The sequence below is a fragment of the Nocardioides convexus genome (assembly GCF_011090295.1).
In genome coordinates this window covers 4353512-4378132 of the sequence record NZ_JAAMYA010000001.1, presented here as the reverse complement: position 1 = coordinate 4378132, position 24621 = coordinate 4353512, and the positions used below count along the sequence as shown (strand labels likewise).

Annotated in this window: 28 protein-coding genes and 5 pseudogenes; 7 read left to right on the top strand and 26 right to left on the bottom strand. The window is 73.3% G+C overall.

The features are described 5' to 3' along the window. Positions 1-102: 102 nt before the first annotated feature. The 3 genes from G5V59_RS32315 to G5V59_RS32305 all read right to left on the bottom strand — a co-directional run bounded on the left by G5V59_RS32315 (position 103) and on the right by G5V59_RS32305 (position 2731). A complete protein-coding gene (locus G5V59_RS32315; protein ID WP_278259181.1) occupies positions 103-1671 on the bottom strand; it encodes a protein kinase in 1569 nt (522 codons plus the stop codon). 240 nt (positions 1672-1911) lie between these two features. Then, a complete protein-coding gene (locus G5V59_RS32310; RefSeq protein ID WP_278259180.1) occupies positions 1912-2271 on the bottom strand; it encodes a hypothetical protein in 360 nt (119 codons plus the stop codon). A 97-nt stretch (positions 2272-2368) separates the two neighbouring features. Further along, entirely contained in the window at positions 2369-2731 is a 363-nt protein-coding gene (locus G5V59_RS32305) for a hypothetical protein (RefSeq protein WP_278259179.1), read from the bottom strand. Positions 2732-2778: 47 nt separating this feature from the next. On the opposite strand from G5V59_RS32305, the gene G5V59_RS32300 reads away from it, so the two are divergent. Genes G5V59_RS32300 through G5V59_RS32285 form a run of 4 tightly spaced genes read left to right on the top strand, consistent with a single transcriptional unit; the run spans position 2779 to position 4928 of the window. Further along, complete coding sequence (locus G5V59_RS32300; protein ID WP_278259178.1) at positions 2779-3771, top strand: bacterial transcriptional activator domain-containing protein; 993 nt, start codon at positions 2779-2781, stop codon at positions 3769-3771. Continuing rightward, complete coding sequence (locus G5V59_RS32295; RefSeq protein WP_278259177.1) at positions 3738-4139, top strand: hypothetical protein; 402 nt, start codon at positions 3738-3740, stop codon at positions 4137-4139. Before G5V59_RS32300 ends, G5V59_RS32295 begins: the two co-directional genes overlap by 34 nt. Beyond that, a complete protein-coding gene (locus tag G5V59_RS32290) occupies positions 4139-4630 on the top strand; it encodes a hypothetical protein (protein WP_278259176.1) in 492 nt (163 codons plus the stop codon). The genes G5V59_RS32295 and G5V59_RS32290 overlap by 1 nt, the downstream gene beginning before the upstream one ends. After that, positions 4581-4928 (top strand): hypothetical protein, encoded by a 348-nt coding sequence (locus G5V59_RS32285; protein ID WP_278259175.1) that lies wholly within the window; start codon positions 4581-4583, stop codon positions 4926-4928. Before G5V59_RS32290 ends, G5V59_RS32285 begins: the two co-directional genes overlap by 50 nt. Positions 4929-5743: 815 nt before the next feature. Here G5V59_RS32285 and G5V59_RS32280 read toward each other — a convergent pair. The 6 genes and pseudogenes from G5V59_RS32280 to G5V59_RS32260 form a co-directional block, all read right to left on the bottom strand. Next, entirely contained in the window at positions 5744-6739 is a 996-nt protein-coding gene (locus G5V59_RS32280) for an ABC transporter permease (protein ID WP_278259174.1), read from the bottom strand. Continuing rightward, entirely contained in the window at positions 6739-7161 is a 423-nt protein-coding gene (locus G5V59_RS38205; protein WP_341351084.1) for a hypothetical protein, read from the bottom strand. Before G5V59_RS38205 ends, G5V59_RS32280 begins: the two co-directional genes overlap by 1 nt. Continuing rightward, the gene (locus G5V59_RS38200) at positions 7134-7712 is read right to left on the bottom strand and encodes an ATP-binding cassette domain-containing protein (protein ID WP_341351083.1); all 579 of its coding nucleotides are present in this window, start codon (positions 7710-7712) and stop codon (positions 7134-7136) included. Before G5V59_RS38200 ends, G5V59_RS38205 begins: the two co-directional genes overlap by 28 nt. Positions 7713-8011: 299 nt before the next feature. Next, positions 8012-9096, bottom strand: a pseudogene (locus tag G5V59_RS32270) (branched-chain amino acid aminotransferase). A gap of 79 nt (positions 9097-9175) precedes the next feature. Then, a pseudogene (locus G5V59_RS32265) lies at positions 9176-10274 on the bottom strand (3-isopropylmalate dehydrogenase). 10 nt (positions 10275-10284) lie between these two features. Continuing rightward, positions 10285-10458, bottom strand: coding sequence for a hypothetical protein (locus G5V59_RS32260; protein ID WP_278259173.1), 174 nt, complete (start codon positions 10456-10458; stop codon positions 10285-10287). Positions 10459-10890: 432 nt separating this feature from the next. On the opposite strand from G5V59_RS32260, the gene G5V59_RS32255 reads away from it, so the two are divergent. Both G5V59_RS32255 and G5V59_RS32250 read left to right on the top strand, forming a co-directional pair. Next, complete coding sequence (locus tag G5V59_RS32255) at positions 10891-11148, top strand: hypothetical protein (RefSeq protein WP_278259172.1); 258 nt, start codon at positions 10891-10893, stop codon at positions 11146-11148. Further along, complete coding sequence (locus G5V59_RS32250; protein ID WP_278259171.1) at positions 11145-11462, top strand: hypothetical protein; 318 nt, start codon at positions 11145-11147, stop codon at positions 11460-11462. The genes G5V59_RS32255 and G5V59_RS32250 overlap by 4 nt, the downstream gene beginning before the upstream one ends. 6 nt (positions 11463-11468) lie before the next feature. On the opposite strand, the gene G5V59_RS32245 is transcribed toward G5V59_RS32250, so the two are convergent. Then, on the bottom strand, positions 11469-12365 hold the full coding sequence (locus G5V59_RS32245) for an SDR family NAD(P)-dependent oxidoreductase (protein WP_278259170.1): 897 nt from the start codon (positions 12363-12365) through the stop codon (positions 11469-11471). Between the two features lie 13 nt (positions 12366-12378). Continuing rightward, positions 12379-12549 (bottom strand): hypothetical protein, encoded by a 171-nt coding sequence (locus G5V59_RS32240; RefSeq protein WP_278259169.1) that lies wholly within the window; start codon positions 12547-12549, stop codon positions 12379-12381. An 83-nt stretch (positions 12550-12632) separates the two neighbouring features. Here G5V59_RS32240 and G5V59_RS32235 point away from each other — a divergent pair, with 83 nt between their 5' ends. Then, positions 12633-12908, top strand: coding sequence for a hypothetical protein (locus G5V59_RS32235; RefSeq protein WP_278259168.1), 276 nt, complete (start codon positions 12633-12635; stop codon positions 12906-12908). A gap of 214 nt (positions 12909-13122) precedes the next feature. On the opposite strand, the gene G5V59_RS32230 is transcribed toward G5V59_RS32235, so the two are convergent. From G5V59_RS32230 to G5V59_RS32160, 15 genes and pseudogenes are all read right to left on the bottom strand, one after another. Next, positions 13123-15168 (bottom strand): VWA domain-containing protein, encoded by a 2046-nt coding sequence (locus G5V59_RS32230; protein WP_278259167.1) that lies wholly within the window; start codon positions 15166-15168, stop codon positions 13123-13125. A gap of 34 nt (positions 15169-15202) precedes the next feature. Next, a pseudogene (locus G5V59_RS32225) lies at positions 15203-15502 on the bottom strand (hypothetical protein); the annotation flags it as partial. Positions 15503-15532: 30 nt separating this feature from the next. Next, positions 15533-15625, bottom strand: coding sequence for a hypothetical protein (locus G5V59_RS32220; RefSeq protein WP_278260199.1), 93 nt, complete (start codon positions 15623-15625; stop codon positions 15533-15535). Next, positions 15597-16142, bottom strand: a complete 546-nt coding sequence (locus tag G5V59_RS32215; RefSeq protein WP_278259166.1) for a tetratricopeptide repeat protein — start codon at positions 16140-16142, stop codon at positions 15597-15599. Before G5V59_RS32215 ends, G5V59_RS32220 begins: the two co-directional genes overlap by 29 nt. A gap of 10 nt (positions 16143-16152) precedes the next feature. Then, a pseudogene (locus G5V59_RS32210) lies at positions 16153-16347 on the bottom strand (tetratricopeptide repeat protein); the annotation flags it as partial. Between the two features lie 240 nt (positions 16348-16587). Further along, complete coding sequence (locus G5V59_RS32205) at positions 16588-16863, bottom strand: hypothetical protein (protein WP_278259165.1); 276 nt, start codon at positions 16861-16863, stop codon at positions 16588-16590. Beyond that, the gene (locus tag G5V59_RS32200) at positions 16832-17401 is read right to left on the bottom strand and encodes a protein kinase (RefSeq protein ID WP_278260198.1); all 570 of its coding nucleotides are present in this window, start codon (positions 17399-17401) and stop codon (positions 16832-16834) included. Before G5V59_RS32200 ends, G5V59_RS32205 begins: the two co-directional genes overlap by 32 nt. Then, positions 17374-17862: pseudogene (locus G5V59_RS32195) on the bottom strand (serine/threonine protein kinase); the annotation flags it as partial. The pseudogene G5V59_RS32195 and the gene G5V59_RS32200, both read right to left, overlap by 28 nt. A gap of 357 nt (positions 17863-18219) precedes the next feature. Further along, positions 18220-19767, bottom strand: coding sequence for a transporter substrate-binding domain-containing protein (locus tag G5V59_RS32190; protein ID WP_278259164.1), 1548 nt, complete (start codon positions 19765-19767; stop codon positions 18220-18222). Next, the gene (locus G5V59_RS32185; RefSeq protein WP_278259163.1) at positions 19755-20159 is read right to left on the bottom strand and encodes a hypothetical protein; all 405 of its coding nucleotides are present in this window, start codon (positions 20157-20159) and stop codon (positions 19755-19757) included. Before G5V59_RS32185 ends, G5V59_RS32190 begins: the two co-directional genes overlap by 13 nt. Continuing rightward, the gene (locus G5V59_RS32180) at positions 20156-21133 is read right to left on the bottom strand and encodes a hypothetical protein (RefSeq protein WP_278259162.1); all 978 of its coding nucleotides are present in this window, start codon (positions 21131-21133) and stop codon (positions 20156-20158) included. Before G5V59_RS32180 ends, G5V59_RS32185 begins: the two co-directional genes overlap by 4 nt. Next, complete coding sequence (locus G5V59_RS32175; RefSeq protein WP_278260197.1) at positions 21102-22421, bottom strand: AAA family ATPase; 1320 nt, start codon at positions 22419-22421, stop codon at positions 21102-21104. The genes G5V59_RS32180 and G5V59_RS32175 overlap by 32 nt, the downstream gene beginning before the upstream one ends. 283 nt (positions 22422-22704) lie before the next feature. Continuing rightward, a complete protein-coding gene (locus G5V59_RS32170; protein ID WP_278259161.1) occupies positions 22705-23067 on the bottom strand; it encodes a hypothetical protein in 363 nt (120 codons plus the stop codon). A gap of 18 nt (positions 23068-23085) precedes the next feature. Further along, the gene (locus G5V59_RS32165; RefSeq protein WP_278260196.1) at positions 23086-24228 is read right to left on the bottom strand and encodes a toxic anion resistance protein; all 1143 of its coding nucleotides are present in this window, start codon (positions 24226-24228) and stop codon (positions 23086-23088) included. Next, on the bottom strand, positions 24146-24577 hold the full coding sequence (locus G5V59_RS32160; protein WP_278259160.1) for a hypothetical protein: 432 nt from the start codon (positions 24575-24577) through the stop codon (positions 24146-24148). Before G5V59_RS32160 ends, G5V59_RS32165 begins: the two co-directional genes overlap by 83 nt. Positions 24578-24621 lie beyond the last annotated feature (44 nt).

Below are 24621 nucleotides of genomic sequence, written 5' to 3'. Positions count from 1 at the left end.
GGCGTCGTACGGGCAAAACAAAAGCCTCCCGACAACGAGAGGCTGGCGCGTCCGGGGCTCCGGACGCGCTAGGTAATGATCGACGTGGTGCTGGTCACGGGCTCAGTGTGCCACGTCGGGCGCCCCGCCCGGATCACAGTCCGAAAGGACCTCCGGTCCACGGCACCCAGGCTCACGCCCCTGCCCGCGACCAGCACGCCGAGCAGTGCCGCGACCGCCAGCAGGCCGGCGCAGGTGAGTGCCCACGGCAGCGGGCGGCGGCAGGCCGGGAAGAGCACCCGCGCGACCGGCGAGCGGAACCGGCTGCTGCCCGGACCCGACCACAGCGCCAGCGCGAGCACCGCGCCGCACGCCATCAGCGTGCTCGGCAGGTCGACCGCGAGCGCGTAGCAGATCAGCCCGGCCGCGGCCCCGAGCCCGGCGCTCCACAGGACCAGCACGGTCGTGCCGGTGACCGCGCGGATGAGGTGCCACGGGCTGGAGGTCGCCAGCCGCAGGCCGTCGTACCACCTGGCCCCGCGGACGGTACGACGCTCCGCGACCGCCGAGGCCGCCAGGGAGCCGGCGCGCAGCAGCCACACCGCGAGCCCGACGACCACCAGGGCCGCCCAGGGCGCGGCCGCGAAGCCGGCACCGACCGCGACCGCACCGGCGCCGAGCGCCGTCCAGCGCCGCAGCCGCTCCCCCAGCGGCACCTGCGGCTCGGGGCCGAAAGCGGCGTCCGGGTCGAAACCGTGCTGCTGGTCCCACTCCTGCTCGATCCGGCGCAGCGTGTCGGGCTGGATCGTGGGCGGGGCGGCCGGTGGGGCGGCCGGTGGGGCGGCCGGTGGGGCGGCCGGTGGGGCGGCCGGTCCGGTAGCGGGTGGCGCGTCCTGGTGCAGCGTCGGCGGAGGCGGCGGGGGCAGCGGAGGCAGCGACTCGGGTGCGGTGCGCGGGGTGGCCGGGGCGAGCGGGGCGAGCGGACCGCCCGCCTGGGCGGCCAGCGCGAGCGGCAGGGTGAAGTCGTCCTCGGCCTCGGCGGGGGCCTCGAAGAGCACGCCCGGAGGTGCGGCCGGGGGCAGGTCCGGGCGGGTGCTGAGCGGGCGCAGCCAGGCCAGCAGGCTCCTCCAGCAGCGGGCGCTCCAGCGGGTCCGGGTGCAGGGCCGCGGCGAGCACGTCGGCCATCGGCCGGTCGATCCCGCTGAGGTCGTGCTGCCCGCGGCGGGTGCGGTCCATGACCGCCATCGCCGGGCCGCGGCCGTAGGGGGCGCGACCAGTGGCGGCATAGGCGACCGTCGCTGCCCAGGCGTGCACGTCGGCGGCGGGAGTCGCCTCGTCGCCGTAGAGGATCTCGGGGGCGAGGTAGCCCGGCGTCCCCAGCAGCCAGCCGGTCTGGGTGAGCCGGATGTCGTCGGCGACCCGGGCCAGGCCGAAGTCGATGAGGATCGGGGTGCGCCCCTCCATCAGCACGTTGCCCGGCTTGACGTCGCGGTGCAGGACGCCGACCGCGTGCACCGCGCCCAGACCCTCGGCCAGGCAGCCGGCGAGCCAGTGCAGGTCCGGGCCCTCGACCGGGCCCTCGGTGGCGACGTGCTCGTGCAGGGACAAACCCGGGACGTAGCGGGTGACGACGTAGGGCACCTCGGCCCACGGGTCGGCGGCCAGCATCTCGGCCACCCACGGGCTGCGCACCCGGGTCAGCGAGCCTGACCTCGCGGGCCAGCCGCCGGCGGGCCTCCTGGTCGCCGACGACCTGCGGGCGCAGCACCTTGAGCGCCACCCGGCGGCCGTCCGAGCCGCGGGCGAGGTGCACGATGCCCATGCCGCCCTCGCCCAGGCGGGTCAGCAGCGTGTAGTCGCCCACCCGGGTGGGTGTGCCGCTGTCGGGTCGCGTCGTCACGGAGCGAGATTACCCGCGTGGCCCCCGCCGAATCAGCGAGCGCGCGGTCGGGCGAGGCACGCGGCGCCGACGACGACCGCGACCAGGCCCAGGAGGAGCACGCCGACGCCGGCGAGCGGGATGTCGGCGCCGTCCGGCGACAGGCTGATCAGGTAGGTCTCGGCGCCCGCCACGGCGAGACCGCCCGCGGCCAGCGCCGCGGCGGCGGAGGCCCGCACGACCCGGCCGCGGAGGGCGGCGGCGAGCGTGCCGAGGAGGACGATCGCGATGACGGCGCTCGCCGCCACGGCCTCCTGGTCACCGCTGCGGGGCAGCGCGACGACGGCGGCGAACGAGGCCACGACCAGCGCGGCGAGGAGGCGAGAGGCCAGGACGAGGGGGGATCCGGTCATGACCGGATGCTCGTCGACGCCGGCGCCGCGCGGGAGGGTACGGATACTCAGTCCTCCGCGGATCGTGCGTCGAGTCCGGCCACCAGGCGCTTCGGCGTCACCCGGCGGTACGACGCGTCGACCAGGCTCCGTGATCTCCGCCCAGTCCGTCGCGGGGTCGGCCAGGTCGATCGCCCGGCCGCCGGAGGGCCCGTAGTAGGCCGGCACGAAGAACCGCTCGTCGGCGTCGAGCGCCGGCAGGTCGATCGGGTCCGGGGTGAAGATCAGCGCGCTCGGCACCCTGCGGTGCTCGCCCGGCCGGATCTTCTCCGAGCCGCCGAAGACGGCGAAGACCTTCGCGGTGCGGAAGGTGGGCCGGCCGTGGCTGACCCGCTCCTCCGCGCCCGGCAGCGCCAGGCAGATCCGGCGCAGGCTCGGCCAGTCCCGGGTCGTCGTCGCTGAACATGATCGGGTGCGCCATGGCCTCAGTGAAGCACCGGGCGCCGCCAGGGCTCCTAGACTTCCCTGGTGCCGATCCTCCTGACGCTGCTCGACGGCGTGCGCTGGGACGGTACGACGGTCGCGGGCGACCGGCCGCAGGCCCTCCTCGCCGCGCTTGCCGCCGCCGGCCGCACCGTCGGCACCGAGCGGCTGGTCGGCCTGGTCTGGGGCGAGGACGTGCCCGCCAACCCCGGCAAGGCACTGCAGGTGCTGGTGTCCCGGGTGCGCGGCGTGGTGGGCGCGACGAGGCTGGTGACCGACGGCGACGGGTACCGGCTCGCGCTGGCGAGCGACCAGGTGGACGCCCTCCTGCTGCGGTCCCGGGCACGGGCGGCCGCCGGCACGCTCGGCGCGGATCCCGTCGCGGCCCTCGACCTCGCCGCTTCGGCGCTCGCGCTGGCACCGGCCGGCGTGCCCGACCCGGCGTCCGGGCCGCTCGCCGACCTGCGGCACGCGGCCGAGCAGGACCTGCGCCTGGCGACGGTCGTCCGCGCCCGGGCGCTGGCCCGCTGCGGGCGGGCCGCGGAGGCGCTGCCCGGGCTGGAGGACGCCGCCCGCGAACGGCCCGACGACGAGCCGCTGCTGGCCGACCTGCTCCGCGCGGAGGCGGCGGTCCGGGGGCCGGCCGCGGCGCTGGAGCGCTTCTCCACCTACCAGGACGGGGTCCGGGACCGGCTCGGCAGCGATCCCGGCGCCGACCTCCAGCGGGTGCACCGCGAGCCTGCTGGCGATGGACAGCCCGGTCCGCGAGGGCGTGCGGTACGCCGCCTCTCCGCTCCTGGGCCGCGACGACGACCTGCGCACGGTCGAGGGCCTGCTCGCCTCGGCACGCGTCGTCTCGATCGTCGGGCCCGGCGGGCTCGGCAAGACCACGCTCGCGCACGCGGTCGCCCGCGAGTCCACCCAGCCGGTGGTGCACTTCGTGGAGCCTGGTCGGCGTCACGGCGCCGGAGGACCTGGTCGGCGAGGTCGGCTCGGCGCTGGGCGTGCGCGACTCGGTCGCCGGGCGTCGTACCTTGACCCCGGAGCAGCGCGCCGACGTCCGGGCCCGCATCGCCCAGCACCTCGACCGGGCGCCCACCCTGCTGGTGCTCGACAACTGCGAGCACGTGGTCACGGCCGTGGCCGACCTGGTCGCCTTCCTGGTCGCGACCACCCGCGAGCCTGCGGGTGCTGACCACGACCCGGGCGCCGCTCGCGATCTCCGCGGAGCGGGTGCACCTCCTCCCCCACCTCGGTACGACGGACGCGGTCGACCTGTTCCGCACCCGTGCCGAGGCAGCCCGGCCCGGCGTGGCGCTGGAGGAGGAGGCGGTCCGTGCCGTCGTCGACCGCCTCGACGGTCTGCCGCTGGCCATCGAGTCTCGCGGCCGCGAAGGTCCGGGTGATGAGCCCGGCCGAGATCGCGCGCCGGCTCGACGACCGGTTCCGGCTGCTGCGCGGCGGCGATCGCAGCGCGCCCGACCGGCACCGCACGCTGCTCGCCGTCATCGAGTGGTCCTGGCGGCTGCTGGAGGAGCGGGAGCGCCGGGCCCTGCGCTACGTCTCGGCCTTCCACGACGGGTTCACCCTCGAGGCAGCCGGGGCGGTGCTCGGCGAGGACGCACTGGACGCCGTCGAGGACCTCGTCGACCAGTCCCTGCTCGTGGTCACCGACACCGGCACCGAGACCCGCTACCGGGTGCTGGAGACGGTGCGCGAGTTCGGCCGCCTCCAGCGCGAGAGCGTCGGGGAGTCGCAGAAGGTCGCCGCGGCGCTGCGGGCCTGGGCCGTCGAGCCTGGCCGGGCGCGAGGGCGCGCCGCTGTTCAGCCCCGCCCAGGCCGAGGCGATGGCCCGGCTCCGCGTGGAGGAGACCAACCTCGCCGACGTCCTGCGTGACGCGGTCGCGGCCGACGAGCCGGAGGCGGTCGCGGTCCTCTTCGCGACGCTGGGCGGCTACTGGTCGATCAGCGGCGACCACTTCCGCAGCATGTCCCTCGCCCCGGCGGTCACCGGCGCGCTGCACGGTTGGAGCCCGCCGCCAGAACTGGCGGACACGGCTCGCGCCGCGCTCTGCGTGGCCCTGTTCAGCGCCCGGTTCACCGGCTCCGGCGACGCCGAGCAAGCTGGTCGGGCAGGCTGGCCGCGCTCGGCCCCGGCGAGGGCAGCCGCTCGCTCGCCGCGCTGGTGCGGGTGACCCTCGCCCAGTCCGAGGGCATCGCCACCGACCTCACCCATCTCCTCGACGACCCCGACCCGTGGGTGCGCTGCCTGGCCCTGCAGTGGTCCGCGCACCAGTGGGAGAACACCGGCGACCCGGGCCGGGCCGTGGACGCGCTGCACGCGGCCCTCCCCCTCGTCCGCCCGGAGGAGGGCCCCTGGCGCCGGGCGATGATCGACGCCCAGGCTCGCCGAGCCTGCACGCGCAGGCTCGGCGACCCCGCCCAGGCCGCGGCACACGCCCGCGCCGCGCTGCCGGTCCTGGACCGGCTCGGGGCGAACGACGACGCGATCCAGAACCGGTCCATCCTGGCGATGGCCGCGATGATCGACGGCGACCTCGCCGCCGCCACCGCGCTCGTCGAGCAGATCAGCGCGCTGGCGCCGACCGGTCTGCCCGGTGGGGACATGGCCATCCTCAACAGCCGCGCCCAGACTCGCCCTCGTCAACGGCGACACCGCCGAGGGCCTGCGCCTGCACCGCCAGGCCGCGGGGGCCAGTCGCGGGCTGCGCCTGCCCGGCTCCCCCGAGGGCAGCAGCCCGTGGGCGATCTCCGGCGAGGCCGTCGCCGTGTCCGCCTTCGCCTCCCACGGCACCGGCGAGGAGGGCGCCGACCTGCGCGACGCGCTCGCCGCGAAGGCCCTCGACGCGCTCGACCCCGAGCGGCCGTTCATGGACTACCCGATCGGCGGCCTCGTGCTGTTCGGGCTGGGGCTGTGGGCGCTGCTGCGCACGGACGGCCCGGCCGCCGACGCCGTACGGGTGCTGGTCCTCGCCGACCGATTCTCCTACTACCGCTTCGCCCCGACGATGCAGTGGGAACGGGCCCGCGCGCTGTGCGAGGAGCACGCGCCCGGCGTCCTGGCGGCCGTCGAGGAGGAGTACGGCGAACGGCGCGGACCCGACCTGCTGGTCGAGGCCCGCGCCGCCCTGCAGCGTCTGCTCTGAGTCACATCTTGCGCGAGTAGGTCCGTACGGCCAGCGGCGCGAAGACCGCCACCACCGCGACGCAGCCGAGCAGTGCCCAGCCGACCTCGCCGGTGAGCGTGCCCTCGTTCATCAGGTCGCGCACCGCGGTCACGACGTGCGAGACCGGGTTGACGTTCACGAAGGCCTCCAGCCAGGCTCGGCAGGGTCTCGACCTTGACGAAGGCGTTGGACAGGAACGTCAGCGGGAACATGATCATCATGCCGATCCCCTGCACCGCCTGGGCCGACCGGGCGACGGTGCCGAGCCAGCAGAAGATCCACGACAGCGACCAGCCGGCGAAGACGGTCAGCGCCCAGCCGGCGACCACGCCGCCGACGCCACCACCGGGGCGGTAGCCCATCGCGAGGCCGACCAGGATCGTGATGGTCGCGGCCGTGCCGTAGCGGATCAGGTCGGCCAGCATCGGGCCCGCCAGCGGGGCGATCCGGGCGATCGGCAGGGACTTGAAGCGGTCGAAGACGCCCTTGTCCATGTCCTCGCGCATCTGGGTGCCGGTCGCCATGCAGGCGGTCAGCGCGGTCTGGGCGAGGATACCCGGGATGATCAGCGGCAGGTACTCCGCGACCGAGCCCGACACCGCACCACCGAAGATGTAGGCGAACATCGCGGTGAAGAGGACCGGCTGCAGGGTCACGTCGAAGAACTGCTCCGGGTTGCGGCGCATCTTCTTGGTCGCCCGCCAGGCCATGGCGAGCGTCTGGTTGACGGTGTCGCGCAGCGAGGGGCGCGCGGCGAGCGGGCGCTCGGGTGCGGCGGCGGCCGGGGCCGCGGTCGTCGGGGGAAGCAGGGTGGTCATCAGGCCACCTCCTCCTGGGTCTCGTCCTCGGCGTGGTGACCGGTCAGGGTCAGGAAGACCTCGTCGAGGGTGGGCTGGCGTACGGCGGCCGCGGTGATGTCCACCTCGCCCTGGCGCAGGGCGATGAGGACGTCGGCCGTCTGGTTGGCGTCGCTGAGCGCGATGTTGAGGCCACCGGCCTCGGGCGTGAGCACGGGCGCCTCGCCGAGCACCCGCTCGACGATCTGGGCGGCGCGGGCGGCCTGGTCGCGCTGGGCGACGCGCAGGTGCAGCGTGGAGCCTGCCGACGCTGGTCTTGAGTCTGCTCGGGCGTGCCCTCGGCCACCTTGCGGCCGCGGTCGATGACCGCGATCCGGTCGGCGAGCCTGGTCGGCCTCGTCGAGGTACTGGGTCGTCAGCAGGATCGTCGAGCCCTGCGCCACCAGGCTCGCGGATGGTGTCCCACATCTGGCCGCGGGTGCGCGGGTCCAGGCCGGTGGTCGGCTCGTCGAGGAAGATCAGCGGCGGCCGGGCGATCAACGACGCCGCGAGGTCCAGGCGCCGGCGCATGCCGCCGGAGAAGTTCTGGATCTGCCGGTTCGCGGCCTCCTCCAGCCCGAAGCGCTCGAGCAGGTCCGCGGCCGTGCGCCGGGCGTTGCCGGTGGACTGCCCGAGCAGCCGGGCGAAGAGGATGAGGTTCTCCGCGCCGGTGAGGTTCTCGTCCACCGAGGCGTACTGGCCGGTGACGCCGACCAGCCTGGCGGATCTTGTGCGGCTCGCGTCGTACGTCGACGCCGAAGATCCGCGCCTCGCCCCCGTCGATCGGCAGCAGGGTTGCCAGCATCCGCAGCGTCGTGGTCTTGCCGGCACCGTTGGGCCCCAGCACGCCGAAGATCTCTCCGGGCCGGACCTCGAGGTCGATGCCGTCGACGGCGTGGAAGGTACCGAAGGTCTTCACGAGACCCTGGGCCTGCACGGCGTTCGTCGTGGTCATGGTCGCTCCTTCTCGCCGGGGATCGACCCGGCTGACGAGGGAAGCGTGGACCCGCGCGGTTTCACGGTGGTTTCACCGCGCCTTCGCGACCGCCACCTGCGCGTCGCGGGCCCGGCCGGGGGCGCCGCTCGGCGGCTTCGACGGGGACCCCGCCGCCGGCGTCGGCCGGGCACGGGACCGGGATCCTGCTCGCGAGCCGGCGGCACCCCGAGGCGCCGGCGAGCGGTGCCCCCGTCCTGTGCCACAACGCGCACGTGGCCGCCCCGAGCCGGGGACGGCCACGTGTCAGGCGAGAAGCGTCAGGAGATCCGGTGCATCCAGCCGAAGGTGTCCTCGTTGCGGCCCAGGCCTGCACGCCGACGAGCGCCTCGCGGATCCGCATCGTCAGGTCCTGGCTCGCCGGGGCGGGGACCTCGCCGCCGTCGTACTTGAGCGAGCCGACCGGGGTGACGACCGCGGCGGTGCCGCACGCGAAGATCTCGGTGATCCGGCCGCTCGTGACGCCCTCGCGCCACTCGTCGATGCCGAAGCGGCGCTCGGTGACCTGGTGGCCCATCTTGCCGGCGAGTCTCGATGATCGAGGCACGGGTGATGCCCTCGAGGATGGTGCCGGTCTCGGGGGTGACGATGGAGCCGTCGTCGAAGACGAAGTACATGTTCATCCCGCCGAGTCTCCTCGACGTACTTGCCCTCCTGGGCGTCGAGGAAGACGACCTGGTCGCAGCCCTGGGCGTAGGCCTCCTGCTGTGCGACGAGCGACGAGGCGTAGTTCCCGCCGGTCTTGGCCGCACCCATGCCGCCGCGGCCGGCGCGGGTGTACTCCTCGGTCAGCCACAGGGTGACCGGCTTGACGCCGCCCTTGAAGTACGCGCCAGCCGGGCTGGCGATGACCATGAAGGTGACGTGCTGCGCGGGCCGCACGCCGAGGAACTTCTCCGAGGCGAACATGAAGGGCCGCAGGTAGAGGCTCTTCTCGCCATCGTCGGCGTTGGCGGGCACCCAGCGGGCGTCGACCTTGACGAGACTCGGCGACGGCCTCGACGAAGTCGGGGACCTCGAGCACGGGCAGCGCCAGCCGGTGGCTGGAGCGCTTCATCCGCTCGGCGTTGGCCTCGGGGCGGAACAGCCACAGCGAGTCGTCCGCGTGGCGGTAGGCCTTCATCCCCTCGAAGGTCTCCTGCGCGTAGTGCAGGACGGCCGCCGCGGGGTCGAGGGTGATCGGGCCGTACGGCGTGATGCGCGCGTCGTACCAGCCCTGCTCCGGCGTCCACTCGACGGTGAACATGTGGTCGGAGAAGTGGGTGCCGAAGCCCGGGTTGGACAGGATCTCTGCCAGCCGGGCGTCGTCGGTCGGGTGCGCAGAGAGCGTGGTGGTGATCTGCATGGTCAAGAATCTAGTCCTCTCGGGGCGTGGGTACGAGTTGACGACGTGACCCACGCCACCGGGAGTCCGCAGGCGTGGATCAGCCGGCTACTCGTGCCGCGATCGCGTCGCCCACCTCGGGGGTACGACGCTGCGTGGCGGGGTCCCGGTCGGTGAGGTCGGCGAGCACCGCGGCCTCGATCCGGGCGGCCGCCTCGGGGTGGCCGAGGTGGTCGAGCAGGAGCGCGCCGGAGAGGATCGCGGCGGTGGGGTCGGCGACCAGGCTGGCCGGCGATGTCGGGGGCCGAGCCGTGCACGGGCTCGAACATGGACGGCGCGGTGCGGTCCGGGTTGACGTTGCCGGACGCGGCCAGGCCGATGCCACCGGTGATCGCGGCGGCGAGGTCGGTGACGATGTCGCCGAACAGGTTGTCGGTGACGATGACGTCGAAGCGCTGCGGGTCCGTGGCGAGGTAGATCATCACCGCGTCGATGTGGCTGTAGTCGGTCGTGACGTCGGGGTACTCCTGCGCCACCTCCTGGAACAGCCGCCACCACACGGAGCCGGCGTTGACGAGGACGTTGGTCTTGTGGACCAGGGTGAGACTTCTTGCGGGGGCGCTTCTGGGCCCGGGCGAAGGCGTCGCGGATGACCCGCTCGACACCGAACGCGGTGTTGACCGACACCTCGGTGGCGACCTCTGCCGGCGTACCGACCCGCAGCGCGCCGCCGTTGCCGGTGTAGGGGCCCTCGGTGCCCTCGCGGACGACGACGAAGTCGATGTCACCCTTGCCGAGCACCGCGTCGGAGAGCGGCGCGACCGAGCCCGGGAAGAGGCGCGAGGGGCGCAGGTTGACGTAGTGGTCGAGCTCGAAGCGCAGGCTTGAGCAGCAGGCCGCGCTCGAGGATGCCCGGCGGCAGGTTCGGGTCGTTGGGCTTGCCACCGACCGCGCCGAGCAGGATCGCGTCCTGGCCCTTGATCTCGGTGAGGACCGACTCCGGCAGCACCTCGCCGGTGGCGAGGTAGCGCTCGGCACCGAGGTCGTACTGGGTGCGCGAGAACTTCAGGCTCCGCGGGCGCGGCGACCTCGAGGACCTTGAGGGCCTCGGCGGTGACCTCGGGACCGATGCCGTCTCCGGGGATGACGGCGAGGTCGACCTGTCCGGTCGCGGGCGTGAAGGGGGTGGCGTCGGTCATGGCGAAAAGGCTAGTTGTCGTCCGGGAAGGCGTCGTCGCCGTCTCGCAGGGCAGTCCCGAAGGACGTGTCCGCGTCGTGCAGACGGGGCTGCTCGGGGTCGTGGCGCGCGGGGCCCCACTCCGAGGAGCCGGCGCTCAGGCTGGCGTAGCCGGTGGGGTTGGTACGACGGTCGGTGCTGAACATCGCTGGTCTCTCCTGGGATGAGCCTGGCTGGGCTGGGCTGGGCATGGTGCGTGGTGCAAGCCCTGACCTCTCCCACCGCGGCGGGTGGGCGTCAGCCGTGGGTCTCACGGGAGTCGACTGCGTCGGGGAGGCGGATCGCGCTGGTTGCCGATCGGTGGGCCCGCCGCGGTTGCGTCGGAGAAACGCCAGGGCTTCTGTTGGATCGAGAAGCCCGACGCGGTATCGGGGAACGCCGCGTTCACCGCGGCGAGGTGGCCTCTCTCAGGCCTCGCCGCGGCGCACGATTACGAGAAGGGCGCTCCGCATGATGGAGGAACCCTAACCCGCTCCCCCGCCCGTTGTCGCGCCACGTCCCACGATGCGGGCGCCCCGGCGCGTCTCTCCATCCGAGATCGCGGTCCCGCCCCTTGAACGCGGGGTGAGACTCGATCCATGAGCGCGCCCCCGGAGCCTTCCCGACATCGTCACCCGCGCGTTCGACGTGTCCCGCCGCGCGGGCTACGTCTCCTTCTGCCGCAACGAGACCGGTCGCCTGCTCGCCGCGCTCGCCGCGACCCGAGAGGGGACGATGGCCGAGTTCGGCACCGGGTGCGGCGTCGGCACCGCCTGGCTCCGCTCGGGCGTGCGCAACGACAAGGCCCGGATCCTCACCGCCGAGCTCGAGCCCCGGCTGGCCGCGGCAGCGGGTGAGATCTTCACCGACGACCCGCTGGTCGACGTGCTCGAGGCGGACTGGTCGACGCTGCTCGACAAGGGCCCGTTCTCGCTGCTCTTCCTCGACTCGGGCGACCCCTCCGCCGTTCGGGTCGACAAGGTCGGCGGACCTCGTCGAGCCCGGCGGCATCGTGGTCCTCGACGACTTCGTTCCCTGCGAGATGTGGCCGCCCATCACCGGCGGCCGGGTGGACACCCTGCGCGAGGAGTGGCTGACCGACGAGCGGTTCACCACCGTCGAGGTGATGGTCGCCCCGGACGCCTCGGCGCTGATCGCCACCCGGCGCTGAGCCGGTTCAGCCCTCGCCGGCGGCCTTCCGCTCGTCGTTCGCGACGTTCCGCGCGCTCGTCGAGCGGCCCAGCGCCCGCACCTCGGCGTCCATGCGAGGCAGGATGTCGGGGACGAGCCGCAGCACGGGCAGGTTGCCGACGGCGGAGTTGATGACGTTGCGGTTGAGCCCGGCGCCGCGGACCCAGCCGGGGCAGTAGACGTGGCGCGAGCGCTTCTCGACGCCCTTGACGAACGCCTTGACGCACGCGTCCACGTCGGTGGTCTTGTTGAGCGGCGGCGGGAGCTCGCTGAGCAGACTCGGCGAAGGTGGACAGGTCGCTCTTCGCGTCCTGCACGAGCGGGGTGTCGATCCACGACATGTGCGCGCAGCCGACGCCGATGCCGAGGTGGGCGACCTCCGGGCGCAGCGCGTTGGCGAAGTGCTCGACACCTGCCTTCGAGGCGTTGTACGCCGCCAGGCCGGGCGCCGCCGCGAAGGCGGCCAGGGAGGAGACGACCAGCAGGTAGCCGTCGGTCTTCTCCAGGCTCCGGGATCGCTGCGCGCGCGGTGTTGAAGACACCGACGACGTTGATGTCGAGGGTGCGCTGGAAGGCCGCCGGGTCGATCGCCAGGACCGAGCCGTAGGCTCGCGATGCCCGCGTTGGCGAGCACCGAGTCGAGCCGCCCGAAGCGCTCCACGGCCGCCGCGACGGCCGCCTCCATCGCCGCCAGGTCGGTCACGTCGGCGACGATGCCGAGCGCCCTGTCCGCGCCGATCGCGGCGACCGCCTCGTCCAGCGCGGGGCTGTCGAGGTCGGTGAGCACGAGCCTCGCTCCGCGGGCGGCGAGGGCCTTCGCGGTCTCGAGGCCGATGCCCCGGGCGCCGCCGGTGATGAGGATGACCTGGTCGTTGATCGCCATGCAGACGACTCTGTCAGATCTCCCCGGGTTCGGCCCGGCGGACCACGATGCGGGTCCAGGCCCCGAGGTAGACCCGTGCGTCCGCGCCGATCTCGCGCTTCTCCCCCGCCGGGATCGGGTCCTTGGGCAGCGCGCCGGTGCTCGTGCCGAGGTAGGTCCCGTTCGAGGAGCCCAGGTCCTCCACCCACCAGCGGGTGCCGTCGGTGGTGAGTCTGGCAGTGCCGGCGGCTGATGCCGTTGTCGGCGGTGAGGTCGATGTCGGGGTGGATGCCGCGGCTGCGCGAGGTGCGGCCCACCAGCACCGACGTCGCCCGCAGCGGTACGACGCTCGGCACGCCCGCGGACGGCAGGGGGTCGCTGGACTCCTGGTCGGCGTACCAGTCCGGGTCGATCCAGACCTCCGCCACCCACGACTCGGCGAGCGGGGGTGCCACCGGCTCGGCGGGTGCGGGCACCGGCTCCGCCGCGGCGGGAGCCGGGGTGTCGAGGTCGAGCGGCGAGGGGACCACCGGGCGCGGCATCGAGCCGGTGGTGAAGTCATAGCCACAGGCCTCGCAGAACAGCGCGTTCGGCGGGTTGGCCGCCTGGCAGTTGGGGCAGGCCGTCGTGGTCGGCTCCGGCGCCGCGGCCGGTTGCGGCTCCACGGCGGGTGCAGGAGCCGGCGACGCCGCCGGCGTGGAGCCGGCGACGATCGGCAGCCCGCAGACGTCGCAGTAGTCGTCGGACGCCGACTCGTGCCCGGACGGGCAGGTGCTGGTCACGAGGACTCCTTGCGGATCCGGGTGGTCTTGGTGGAGGCGGTGTCGAGGGCCATCTCGTCGGCCTTGTCGACCGCCCGCTTGAGCCGGACGGTGCCGGTCTCCTCGCTCTCGACGTCGACGACCTTGCGCAGGCTTGGAGGTGGCCTCGTCGTTGCCGGTCTCGGCGGCGAGCCTGGACGGCTCGGCCGAGCCTTGGTCGTCGCGGTCGCCTCGTCGCCGGACGCCTTGGCCGCCAAGCCCTCCTGGATCATCTGGGCGAGCTCGGCCTGGCCGGTGTAGTGCGCGACCTGCTGGTCGATGCGGGTGGTCAGGCTCGGAGTTGTTGGACCAGGTCGCCTTGACCAGGCCCTGGGCGACCACGTCGTCCCCGAGCGCCAGCTGCACCCGTGCGGCGAGCCTGCTCCTGGCCGATCGCCTTGGCGGGCACCCGGATCGCCACGTGGTAGTCGCGCGACTCGTCCGCCCACGCGCCGGTCGGGTAGTCGCCGGTCAGCGGGTTGACGACCGTACGACGCGCGGTGAGGTCCTCCACGGTCGGCGAGACCTGCCGCACGAACAGCACCTCCGCGCCCTGCGGCGTCCACATCCGCAGCGAGGCGTCGGCGACGCCGCGGGACATGGCGTTGCGCATGATCTCCTCGAACTGCGCCTTCATCTGCGCGGGGCTCGGGATGATGTCGACGGTGCCGAGCAGTGCCTGCGCGATCCGGCGGATCTCGGCGACCTGCCAGTCGGTGCCGGCGCCGCGGCAGTCCGCCTGGAAGTAGCCCGTGGCCCGGTTGATCGCCTCGTCGAGACGGCCCGGGCGCTCGCGGTTCTCGCCGTCGGTCAGCAGCAGCACGTGCCGCTGGGTGACCTCGGTGACCGAGGCGAAGAGCCTGGCCGGCGAGGTCGAGCCAGGTGCTGATGGCGGTGCCGCCGCTGCCGACGAAGCGGCCGATCGCGGCGGACGCGGCCTGGCGCGTGCTCGCGTCCATGCGCACCATGCCGGGGCCGCTGGAGACCTGCGGAAAGGCGAGCATCGCGCGGTCGGCACCCGCGATGACGGCGAACCACGTGCCGTCGACGATCTCCGCCAACGCGGCCTGGGCGGCCTCCTTGGCGGCCGACATCGTCGAGGGCCCCATCGAGCCGGAGGTGTCGACGATGATGATCTCGCCCGCGGCACCGGAGCCGGACTGGCCCGCCGTACCCGCGCCCTTGCAGGTGACGGTGACGATCGCGTTGACGTCCGTCCCCCCGTCGGGCAGGAACTCGTTCTGGTAGACGGCAGCGCTGAACTCAGCCATCGCTCGGCTCTCCTCCTGGGGTCGGCGTCCTGTCATTCTGCCCGAGGCCCACACGGGCCACCGCGGCGGTGATGTTGTCGTGGCCGCCCGCGGCGTTGGCGAAGGCGACCAGGGCGAGCGCGAGACTCGACGGGCTCGCTCGTGCCCGCGGCGTGTACCTGGGCGGCGAGCGCCTCGGGCGTCGAGGCGTAGTTCCACAGCCCGTCGGAGCAGGCCAGCACCCAGCCCGGCTCGGTGACGTCCAGCGCCCCCACGGTCGGTACGACGTCCTCGGAGTCCCGGCCCAGCCACTTGGTGATCGCGTGCGCCTGCGGCCCGGTCTCGGCGACCTCGCGCGGCACGCCGCTGGCCATCTGCGCCTGGGCGACCGAGTCGTCCACCGACAGACTGCAGCGGCACGCCGGCGTCGGGGATCCAGTACGAGCGCGAGTCGCCGATGTTGGCCCAGGTCAGCCGGGTGCCCTCCACGACGACCGTGGTGAAGGTGGCGGACGCGGGGTTCGGGGAGTCCGGGTCGGTGACCGCGACGATGGCGGTGTTCGCGGCGGCGGCCGCGTCGGTGAACACCTTGCGCACGGCGGCGTCCCGGCTCTGCGGCGTACCCATCCCGGAGGGCAGGGGCATCCGCAGGACCTCCCGCGCCGCGCGGGCCCCGGCGAGCGAGGCGACGTCGGAGTCGATGGAGTTCGAGACGCCGTCCATCACGACCAGCACCGCACGCGAGCCCGGCTCCGCGCCTGCCAGGAGAGCCATCGCGTCCTCGTTGCGGCTCTTGCGCAGCGCCTTGTCACACACCCCGGCCACCCAGGAGGCGGGCTGCTCGCGGAAGTGGTCGCGCTCGCTGGGCGCCTTGGTGCCGCACTCGAGGCAGTAGAGATCGGGTCCGACCTCTCCCCCGCACTCCGTGCACGGGCGCCGCCCCGGCGCCGGCGGGTCCGGCAGCGCGGCCGCGGGCTTGCGGGTGGGCGCGCTGATCGGGGCGTCGCCGAGCGGGTGGTCCGCGGACGCCGCGGGCAGCCCGGCGTCGGGGGCGGCAGCCGCGCCGCCGAGCCTGGGCGCCGCAGTTCTCGCAGAACCGGGCGCCCTCGGTGAGCGCGGCGCCGCAGGTCGGACAGACTCACGTGAGGCTCCAGTTCCGTACGGCGTTGGCCTGGTTGACCAGGCTCACCCGCTCCTGCAGGTCACTCGTGTCGCGGGCGAGCGCACGCAGGGCGTTCTCCAGCCCGTCGCGGACGCCGACCTCGGTGGCGGCCACCGAGCCGATCCGCGCACCGTCGGGCAGCCTTCGTGCCTGAGGTGACGACCGGCAGCGCCTCGTTGAGGATCCGCACCGTGTAGCGCTGCCGGGTCGGCCCGTCCACGCTGGAGGACTCGATGGTGCGCATCGCCTGGTCGAGCACGGCGAGGTCCTGCACCCCACCGGACAGCAGCACCTCCGCGCGCTGCTGGCGGCTCTCGGTGTAGCCCCGGCTGGTGTTCGGCACCAGGTCCAGCGCGGCGACCGCACCGGCGGTGTCCTGCCGCTCCGCACGAACCCGGGCCATCCCGAAGGCCGCCGGCGGGACGTACGCCGCGTCGGTGGACGCGCACACCTGGTAGAGCCCCTCGGCCACCTCGGGCAGGCCGCCGCGCTCGCAGGCGAAGGCCAGCGCCAGCCTTGGGCGCGAGCTCGCCGGGGACCTGCTGGTAGACCGCGTTGAAGGATGCCTTCGCGGTCTCCCAGTCATCGGCCTGGACCGCGGCCAGTCCCTCGATCCACAACGCCCGCCACTCCCACGGGTCCTCGGTGAGCAGCGACTGCGCGTGCGCCTTCGCGGTCACCGGGTCGCCGAGGTCGAGCGCCGCGCGGGCCCGGGCGAGCCACACCTCGGCGCTGTCCTGCGGCGCCTGCTGCAGGTCGGCGAGGCGCTGCCGCGGGTCGTCGGTGCCGATCGAGGACAGCCAGGCGTACTGCGGGTCGGTGGTGTCCTCGCGCAGGCTTCGGCGACTGGCTCCACGAGGTGATCGGCCGCGCGGTCGCCGGTGACTCGAAGAGCACGGAGGAGGCCGAGGTCATCGCGGTGCCCTGGCGCTTGCGCGCGACGACCTCGCGCAGCACGCCCAGCACCTGCGAGCGCATCTCGTCGACGGAGGCGAACCGGTCGGCCGGGTCGGGCGCGCAGCACTTGGCGATCAGCCTGGTAGAGCGAGTCGTTCTGCTGGAACAGCGGCGTCGCGTCCACCGGCGGCAGGCTGTGCAGGTAGGTGCCCTGGTAGCCGCGGAACTCCATCGTCAGCACGACCAGGGTGCGCCCGATCGTGTAGATGTCGGAGGCCACCGACGGGCCGATCTCGGCGACCTCGGGGGCCTGGTAGCCGACCGTGCCGTAGATCGCCGACTCCTCGTCGTCGATGCGCCGGACGCCGCCGAGGTCGATCAGGCTTCATCGCGTCGCCGACCTGGATCATGTTGTCCGGCTTGAAGTCGCAGTAGACCAGGCCGAGGTCGTGGAGGTACTGGAAGGCGGGCAGCAGACTCGAGGATGTAGGCCAGGGCCTGGTCCACCGGCAGCGGGTCGTACTCCCCGTTGTTGGCGCTCATCCGCTGCTTGAGGATCTGCTTGAGGGACTTCCCGCCGACGTACTCCATGACGATGTAGCCCGCACCCTCGTGCGTCACGAAGTTGTAGATCTCCACGATGAGCGGGTGCTCGACCTGGGCGAGGAACTGCTGCTCGGCGATCGCGGCCGCCAGCGCGTCCGGGTCGCCGGAGTTGAGCAGGCCCTTGAGGACCACCCAGCGGTTGGAGACATTGCGGTCGCGGGCGAGGTAGATCCAGCCCAGGCCGCCGTGAGCGAGCGCACCCGCGACCTCGTACTGACCGGCGACGAGGTCGCCCGGGTGCAAGCTTCGGGGTGAAGGAGAACTGGGTGCCGCAGGCTGGGGCAGAAGCCCTCGCTGCGCCCCGGCTGGCCGTCGATGCTGCGGCCCACGGCGTGCCCGCACTTCGCGCAGGAGCGCTTGTCCTCGGGCACCTGCGGGTTGGCCATGATCGCCTTGGCGGCATCGACCGGTGGCGCGGGCGGGACGACGGTGAGGCCGGCGCCGAGCCGCGCCGAGCGCATCCGCTGCGACCCGGTGCGGGTACGACGCGTGGCGTAGCTGCCCGTCGTACCGGCCCGCTTGGAGCCGATCGCCGCCGACTGCACGCGGCTGGCGGCCGTCGCCGAGGTGCCCTCGCGGCCCGAGAGCGGCTGGGACTCGGCGATCGCCGCGGCCTCGGCCACCCGGGCACCGGGCAGCGCGGGCGAGCCGCACACGTCGCAGTAGCCGTCGAGGATCTTGCCGGTGCAGCCGGGCTGCTCGCAGGGGTCGCCGTTGGCGGCCCGGGTGCGCTTGGAGGTCGTCTCCGGCGCGACGCCGGCGGGTGCGGCGGCGTCGGCCGAGCTCGCCGCGACCCCCGCCATGCCGCAGACGTCGCAGTAGCCGTCGACGATGCTTCCGGTGCAGCCGGGCTGGGTGCAGGCCGTGGCGCTCATGGCGACTCCTTCGTGAGCCAGGCTTGGTAGGTCGTGACGAGTCTGCTGGGCGATGGCCATCGGACAGGGCCGGCGCTCCAGCAGCGCGCGAGCGGCGCGCTCGCTCTCGGCGAGGTCGGGATGGGTGTCGATGCCGACGGCCTTCGCCTTCGCGACGTAGCCGTCGAGCAGGCCGACCAGCCGCACGTGCTCGTCGAGCGCGGCGGCGTAGGCGTGCTGGGCGAGACTCGAGGGCCTGCGAGACCCGGTCGAGCCGCTGCAGGTAGGGCTCGATCCCGTCGGGCGTCACCGGCACCGGGCCGAGCGCGTCGACGTCGGGGATCGCGTAGCGGGGCGCGGGGTCGACGGTCGCCACGCAGGTCGCGGCGAGCTTCTGCAGGGCCGCCTCGCGAGCCTCCAGGTCCGCGCGCGCTCCCGCGCGGAGATCACCTTGCTCCGGGCGTCGCGGCGCCGGGCGTTGCCGACGATGAGGTCGCGCTCGAAGGTCGTGGCCTCGGCCTCCATCGGCCCGAGCAGGCCGCCCACGTCGCCGCCGCGCTCGGCCTTCGCCGTGATCACCTCCAGCCGCGACAGCAGCCCGGCCAGCGTCTCGATCGCGGCGTCGCGGGTGTTGGCCGGCTCCAGGCCGACCTGGTCGCGGATCCGCTCCAGCCTGCGCGCGCAGCCCCCGGATCCGCGCCGCCGACTCGTCCGCCCCCGGCACCAGCGCCAGCCGGCTGCGCAGGCTGGCCGGTCAGCGCGTCGCACAGCCGCCCCGCCTCGGGCAGCGACACGGCCAGCCCGCCCGGGGGCTCGGTCGCGCCGTCGAGGCGCCCCCAGATCAGCGCCGAGATCCGCTCCCGCTCCTGCTGCAGCACCCGGCCGCCGTCCCAGGTCGCGAACACGAGCCTGGTACCGGTCGGAGATCGCCTTCCACAGCGCCAGGGCGAGCGACATGTCACCGGCCAGGCTCGCCCCCGCGACCCGCCCCGATCGCGGCCTGGTCCAGGCTCGTCGAGCTCGGAGCGCCGTACCCGCAGCCAGGTGTCGAGCGCGCCCAGGTACTGCTGGATCGCGGCAGGGTCCAGCGCGTCCCCGAGCCTTGCCGGGGGCGTGCGGCGCGGCGGTGGTGGTCTGCTGCACGCTCACCGGCCGTACGTCGGGGCCGGAGGCTTGGCCTCGCCCAGGTAGGCCTTGAGCCAGGTGTCGTAGGACTTCTGCCACGCCCCGTCGCCGCGACGCTCGTCGAGCACCGAGTTGATGTACTTGATCAGGTCGACGTTCTCTCGGGCGACACCGACGCCGTAGGGCTCGGTGGTCAGCCTTCTCCTGCTGAGGCACGCGGGCGTAGGGGTCCTGGGCGGCGAGGCCGGCGAGCACCGTGTCGTCGCCGGTGATCGCGTCCACGGCGCCCTGCTGGAAGAGCACCAGGCAGGCGGTGTGGTTGGCCGCGCCGACCGCCTTCGCCGTGGACTCGATGGTGGTGATGTTGTCGAGGCTGGTCGATCCGGTGGGTGCGCAGACTCGCTTGTTCGCCAGGGACTTCACGCCGTCCTTCTCGAACGCGGCGACGTCGTCGGTGCGGACCAGCACCTTCTGGGCGGCGTTGTAGTAGACCGAGGAGAAGCCGATCTTCGTCCAGCGGTCGCAGTTCATCGTCATGTTCCGCACGACGATGTCGACCTCGCCGGACTGCAGCAGCGGGATCCGGTCGGCAGCCGTGATCACACGCAGCCGGAGGCCGACGCCGAGCGCGTCGGCGATGGCCTTGGCGACGTCGATGTCGAAACCCTCGATCGCGAACTTGTTGAAGGGGTTGGCCGAGCCGAGCCTTGAGGGTGTCAGCGGAGACACCGACGACGAGCAGGTCGTTGTTCTTCAGGCTCCCTGCGTGCCGCCGTGCGATCGGTGCTGGGCGCGTACGACGTGGTCGCGTCGTCGCACGTCACGGGGGCCGCCGGAGCAGCGCTCGAGGACGCGTCGCCGGCCTCCTTCTTGGGAACCGTGGTCTCGTCGTACCCGCAGGAAGTGAGCAGCACCAGGCTGCCCGCCAGCACTCCCGCCAGGAGCCGGGTGCGCCTCATGAGAACTCCCTCCGTCGCTCGCCGATACCTCGCGCCACCGCGACCGCCGCGCCGACGCCGAGCAGGAGGGTCAAGATGCTGGTGGCGAGCGCGATGGAGCGCCCGCTGTCGAGACTCGTGGACCGCAACCTTCGACTTCTTGTCGGCCTCGGCCGCGATCACCGAGTCGAACTTCTTGAAGGGCTCGTTCTCGTCGCCGCTGCTGCCCGTCGCGAGGTTGCGCGCGGTGGCCCAGTCACCCTTGTCGTCGGCGGCGACCACCTTCTGGTGACGCTCGACGTACGCCTTCCAATCAGCGACCGCGTCGGCGCGGCCCAGGCCCTGCTCGACCTTCTCGGCCGCGGCGTTCCAGGCTCTTCTCGGCGGTCGCGCCCGAGCCACGCTGGATCAGCCGCAGGCTCTCGATCGCCTTCGCGTCGTTGGCCGCGGTCCGGGTCTCGGCAAGACCCACCGCGGCCGCGAACTCGTTGTCGCGCAGGCTGTCGTTGGGTTCGTCGCGGACGAACGCAGCGGACACGGTCACCACCGTGACGCCCAGCACGATCAGCGCCGCGATCGCAACGCCCCGGTTGAGGCGACGGTGGAAGGCCTGGGCGAGCCTGGCGGTTCAGCAGGACGAGCGCGGCCAGCACGAGGATCCCGACGAGCAGCAGCCAGAACGGGTGCTGGCCCGCCATCGAGCCCTCGGCACGATCGGTGTTGGCTGCCACGAGGGCGTCGAGGATCGGGATCGCGACAGCACGCAGGTCGGCACTGGCACCGCCGAGGTACTGCGCCCCGAGCGGGTAGCCGAGCCGGTTGTTGGCCCGGGCCTGGGCGACCGCGGTGGCGTAGTGGGTGACCGCGACGTTGAGGTCCTTGAGGACGTCGAGATCCGCTTCCTGGGCACGTGCGGCCTCAGCGATCTGCTTGAGCACCTCGTTGATCGCGGCGTCGTAGTCCGCGCGCTGGACCGGGTCCTCCAGACCTCCGACCAGGAAGCCGTTGGTGGCGAGCGCGTCCGCGTTCAGCAGCGTCGACTTGATCTGCTGCACCCGGCCGAGCTGCGCGGTGTCGTCCGCTGCGCGTCCGTCGGCCTGGTAGGAGACGAACTGCACCAGCGCGCTAAGGAGCCCGAAGACGATCGCGGCGCTCATCCCGATCAGTCTGCCACTGGTTGAGCCGGCGCGGGGTGTCGACGTACGACGGCGTGGTGGCGGCTGCGTCGGCCGGAGCCGTCGCAGCGACAGCAGCGGCCGGCGTGGGCGGCGGCGGGGCCGCCTGGGGGGTGGCGGTCTGGCTCACGACTCCTCCTGGGGGGCGCCGGGCCGGTCGGGCCGGCGCGGGTGCTGGGGCAGGGTGGTCTCGGTGCCGAACGGACCGGCGGCCTCGCGGGCCGGCGGCGCGGGCGGAGGCGGCGGAGGCGGCGTGCTCGCGGGCGGAGGTACGGCGCCCGGCCGCACGATCACGGTGGGCTCGGCGCCCAGCGGCGCGGCATCGGGGGCGGGTTCGGGCACCGGCTCGGGCTCGGGCGAGAAGGGCTCGACCGGGGCGGCCGGCTCGGCGTGCTCGGGGGGGACGACCTCGCCCTCGGCGGCGGCACCGGCAGCGGTGCCGGCGTCGTTCGGGTCGACGACCAGGTCCTCCGGCTCCAGGGTGCGCAGGCTGCTCGAGGGTCGGCTCGGCGATGTCGCGCAACCGCCAGGCGTGGCGGCCGACCGCGGCCTCCATCAGGTTGCGCACGAACCGCGCGTTGCCGAAGGACGGGCCGCGCTGCGCGGTGCCGAGGATCTCGCGGAGCCGGCCCAGCACCGGCTCGCCCGCGTCGTAGTCGGCGCCGGAGACCATCGAGGAGAAGATCTCCGCGAACTCGTCGTCGGTGTAGTCGGCGAAGTCGATGGTGGTGCGGAACCGGCTCTCCAGACCGGGGTTCTCGGAGATGAAGACGGCCATCGGGAGGGGGTATCCCGCGACGATCACGACGAGGTCGTCGCGGTTGTCCTCCATCTCCTTCACCAGGGTGTCGATGGCCTCCTTGCCGTACTGGTCGCCGGAGAGGGAGTACGCCTCGTCGATGAACAGCACGCCACCCTTCGCGGAGGCGACGACCTCGGCGGTCTTCGCGGCGGTCTGGCCGAGGTAGCCCGCGACCAGACTCGGAGCGATCCACCTCGACCAGGCTGGCCCTTGGTGAGCAGCCCGAGCGCGCGGTAGATCCCCGCCACCAGGCGAGCGACCGTGGTCTTGCCGGTGCCGGGATTGCCGTTGAAGACGAGGTGGCGGGTGATGGTCGGGGTGTCCAGACCGGCCTGCTTGCGCAGCCCCTCCACGCGCAGGACCGCGGCCTGGCGGTGGATCTCGCCCTTGACGTTGGCCAGTCCGGTGAGCGCGTCGAGCCCGGCGAGCAGGCTCCTCGACGGTCTTGGTCGGCTCCTCGGGCTCCACCTCCTCCGCAGGAGGTACGACGGGCTCGGCCGCCTGGGTCTGCACGCCACCGGCCTCCGGGGGCACCGACGGCGCGGGTGCCGGGGTGTCCGGGGCGGCCGGCGGGGCGGGCGTGCTGCTGTTGAGCGCACTGGCTGGCGGCGCACCTGGTCCCCGACGCGGCGTACCTGGTCCAGGACCTCGGTGCCGATGCCGGGCACCGGCTGCCGGGTGGGCAGGTCGAAGGCGCCCGGCGTCGAGGCGGGCACGTTCAGGGAGGCGCCGCCGCCCATCTGCGCGGTGGTCACGGTGGTCGCGGCACCGACGGCGTCCGGGCCGGGCTCGCCGAGCCGGGAGCCGGCGAGGGCGACGTCGGCCAGCGCGCCGGCGTAGTCGGCCGAGGCGGCGGACTTGGCGAGCAGCAAGCTCGGCCATCAGCGGCGTCGGGCCGGCCCGGAACCTGTTGCCGCGCTTGGCCGCGAGCCTGGTGCTCCTCGGCCGAGACGGCGCGACCGGTCTGCTCCGACCATGCCACGAAGGCACCCCGGGAGCGCTCGGAGACGGTCGCGGCGACCACCTCGCCCTCGGCACGCGCGGCGGCCTCGTCGAGACCGGCGGCACGGGCCGTGGCGACGAGCGCGTCGAGGGCGTCGGCGAGCGTGGTCATGGGGTTCCTAGGGTGAGGTCAGGGCCATCGGAGGAGTGGCCGAACTTGGCGTCGAGGAAGCGGCTGTGCGCGATCAGGGCCTGCGCGTCGGCTCGGTTGGCGGCGTCGAGGATCTGGTCCATCGTCACGCCGAGGAGCCTCGAGCGCCTCGATGAGCACCATCAGTGCGGTCTTCGGCCCGTCGATGGGCCGGGTGTCCGCCCAGTCCCGCGGCAGCCGGAGGTAGGACTGCAGCGCCTCAGGGAGGTAGTCGGTCGCGGTCGCCACCACCGAGTAGGCTCTCCTCGCTGCCCAGGCCCAGCCTGGCTCAACCGCGGCAGCGTGGCGTTGATGGTCCGCGCGATCCGCTGCACCCGGGACCGTACGACGGGCGGGGCGTTCTGCTGGTCGAGCAACGCGTTGACCTGGTTGAGGGCAGCACGGATGTCCTGCTCCGTCGGTGCCGGCGGCACGACGTATCCCTGCTCCGCGGCGCCTCCCCGGTTCCTGCGCCACCACGACCTCAGCCCCACGCGCGTCTCGGTCAGCCGATGTCGAGCGTGCCGGCGGCGTTGCGGGCGTCGTGCTGCTGCACCCGCTCGAGGTAGGCCTTGGACTTCTGGACCTCGTTCTCCAGCACGCCGATGGTGGTCGACATGTTGTCGAGCGCCTTGAGCCTTGAACTCGTCGATGGAGTCCATCGTGGCGTAGATGTTGGCGAAGGCCGCCTGCAGGCTGCTCGATGCCGATCGTGGAGGACGCGGCCTGCTCCTGGATGGCCGCGGAGTTCTCCTTGAGCATCTCCGAGGTGCGCTGGATCATCGCCGAGGTCGTCGTGTTGAGCGCGGTGATCTGGTCCAGGACGAGCTTCTGGTTGTTGAGTGCCTGGGCGACGATGACGGCCGTGCGCAGCGCCGAGATCGTCGTGGTGGTCGCCCGGTCGACGCCCTTGATGAGACTCGATGTTGTTCTTGATGATGATGTCGATCGCCAGGTAGGCCTGGATCGACACCGCGAGCCTGGGTGAGCAGGTCCTGGTGCTTCTGGCGGACGTAGAAGAGCACGTCCTGCGACAGCGTCTTGGCCGTCTCCGGGTCGCTCAGGCCCAGGCTCCGCGATCTTGGCCGAGAGCCTCGCGTCGAGCTTCTCGGCGACGTAGATGTACTGGTTCAGCCGGCCCATCACGCCCCAGAGGTTGGTCTTCTCCAGGTTGAGCGCGACGTTGTCGCGGGTCAGGCTCGTCCTGGCCGCTGCGCAGCGAGTGCAGGATGCCGTTGAGCCTGGGACTGCGAGGACTGGTACTTGCGGAAGTAGTCCTCGACCTTGTCGTTGAAGGGCAGGCTTGTCCCACCACTTCTTCACGCCGGTGGCCTGGCCCGGGTCCAGGTCCTCGACCGTGCGCCGCAGGCTCCAGCAGGGTCTTGCCGACCGTGGAGCCCTGCGCGATCCCGCCCTCCTTGAGCGCGTTGACCGGCCGGTCGAGCATCCGGTTCGAGGTCTCCGCGGCCTTGCGGATGTCGGCGTCGCCCATCGTGCGGACGTTCTCGGCCTGGGCCGCGAACTCCGGGCTGCCGG

Excerpts from the sequence above, each read along its gene's own strand:
- G5V59_RS32310 (WP_278259180.1), bottom strand. The coding sequence starts at position 2,271 with ATGACCGGATCCCCCCTCGTCCTGGCCTCTCGCCTCCTCGCCGCGCTG.
- G5V59_RS32305 (WP_278259179.1), bottom strand. The coding sequence starts at position 2,731 with ATGGCGCACCCGATCATGTTCAGCGACGACGACCCGGGACTGGCCGAG.
- G5V59_RS32290 (WP_278259176.1), top strand. The coding sequence starts at position 4,139 with ATGAGCCCGGCCGAGATCGCGCGCCGGCTCGACGACCGGTTCCGGCTG.
- G5V59_RS32285 (WP_278259175.1), top strand. The coding sequence starts at position 4,581 with ATGGCCCGGCTCCGCGTGGAGGAGACCAACCTCGCCGACGTCCTGCGT.
- G5V59_RS32280 (WP_278259174.1), bottom strand. The coding sequence starts at position 6,739 with ATGACCACCCTGCTTCCCCCGACGACCGCGGCCCCGGCCGCCGCCGCA.
- G5V59_RS38200 (WP_341351083.1), bottom strand. The coding sequence starts at position 7,712 with ATGACCACGACGAACGCCGTGCAGGCCCAGGGTCTCGTGAAGACCTTC.
- G5V59_RS32260 (WP_278259173.1), bottom strand. The coding sequence starts at position 10,458 with ATGTTCAGCACCGACCGTCGTACCAACCCCACCGGCTACGCCAGCCTG.
- G5V59_RS32255 (WP_278259172.1), top strand. The coding sequence starts at position 10,891 with ATGAGCGCGCCCCCGGAGCCTTCCCGACATCGTCACCCGCGCGTTCGA.
- G5V59_RS32245 (WP_278259170.1), bottom strand. The coding sequence starts at position 12,365 with ATGGCGATCAACGACCAGGTCATCCTCATCACCGGCGGCGCCCGGGGC.
- G5V59_RS32235 (WP_278259168.1), top strand. The coding sequence starts at position 12,633 with ATGCCGCGGCTGCGCGAGGTGCGGCCCACCAGCACCGACGTCGCCCGC.
- G5V59_RS32230 (WP_278259167.1), bottom strand. The coding sequence starts at position 15,168 with ATGGCTCTCCTGGCAGGCGCGGAGCCGGGCTCGCGTGCGGTGCTGGTC.
- G5V59_RS32215 (WP_278259166.1), bottom strand. The coding sequence starts at position 16,142 with ATGACTGGGAGACCGCGAAGGCATCCTTCAACGCGGTCTACCAGCAGG.
- G5V59_RS32205 (WP_278259165.1), bottom strand. The coding sequence starts at position 16,863 with ATGATCCAGGTCGGCGACGCGATGAAGCCTGATCGACCTCGGCGGCGT.
- G5V59_RS32180 (WP_278259162.1), bottom strand. The coding sequence starts at position 21,133 with ATGAGCGCCGCGATCGTCTTCGGGCTCCTTAGCGCGCTGGTGCAGTTC.
- G5V59_RS32170 (WP_278259161.1), bottom strand. The coding sequence starts at position 23,067 with ATGACCACGCTCGCCGACGCCCTCGACGCGCTCGTCGCCACGGCCCGT.
- G5V59_RS32165 (WP_278260196.1), bottom strand. The coding sequence starts at position 24,228 with ATGGGCCGGCTGAACCAGTACATCTACGTCGCCGAGAAGCTCGACGCG.
- G5V59_RS32160 (WP_278259160.1), bottom strand. The coding sequence starts at position 24,577 with ATGGGCGACGCCGACATCCGCAAGGCCGCGGAGACCTCGAACCGGATG.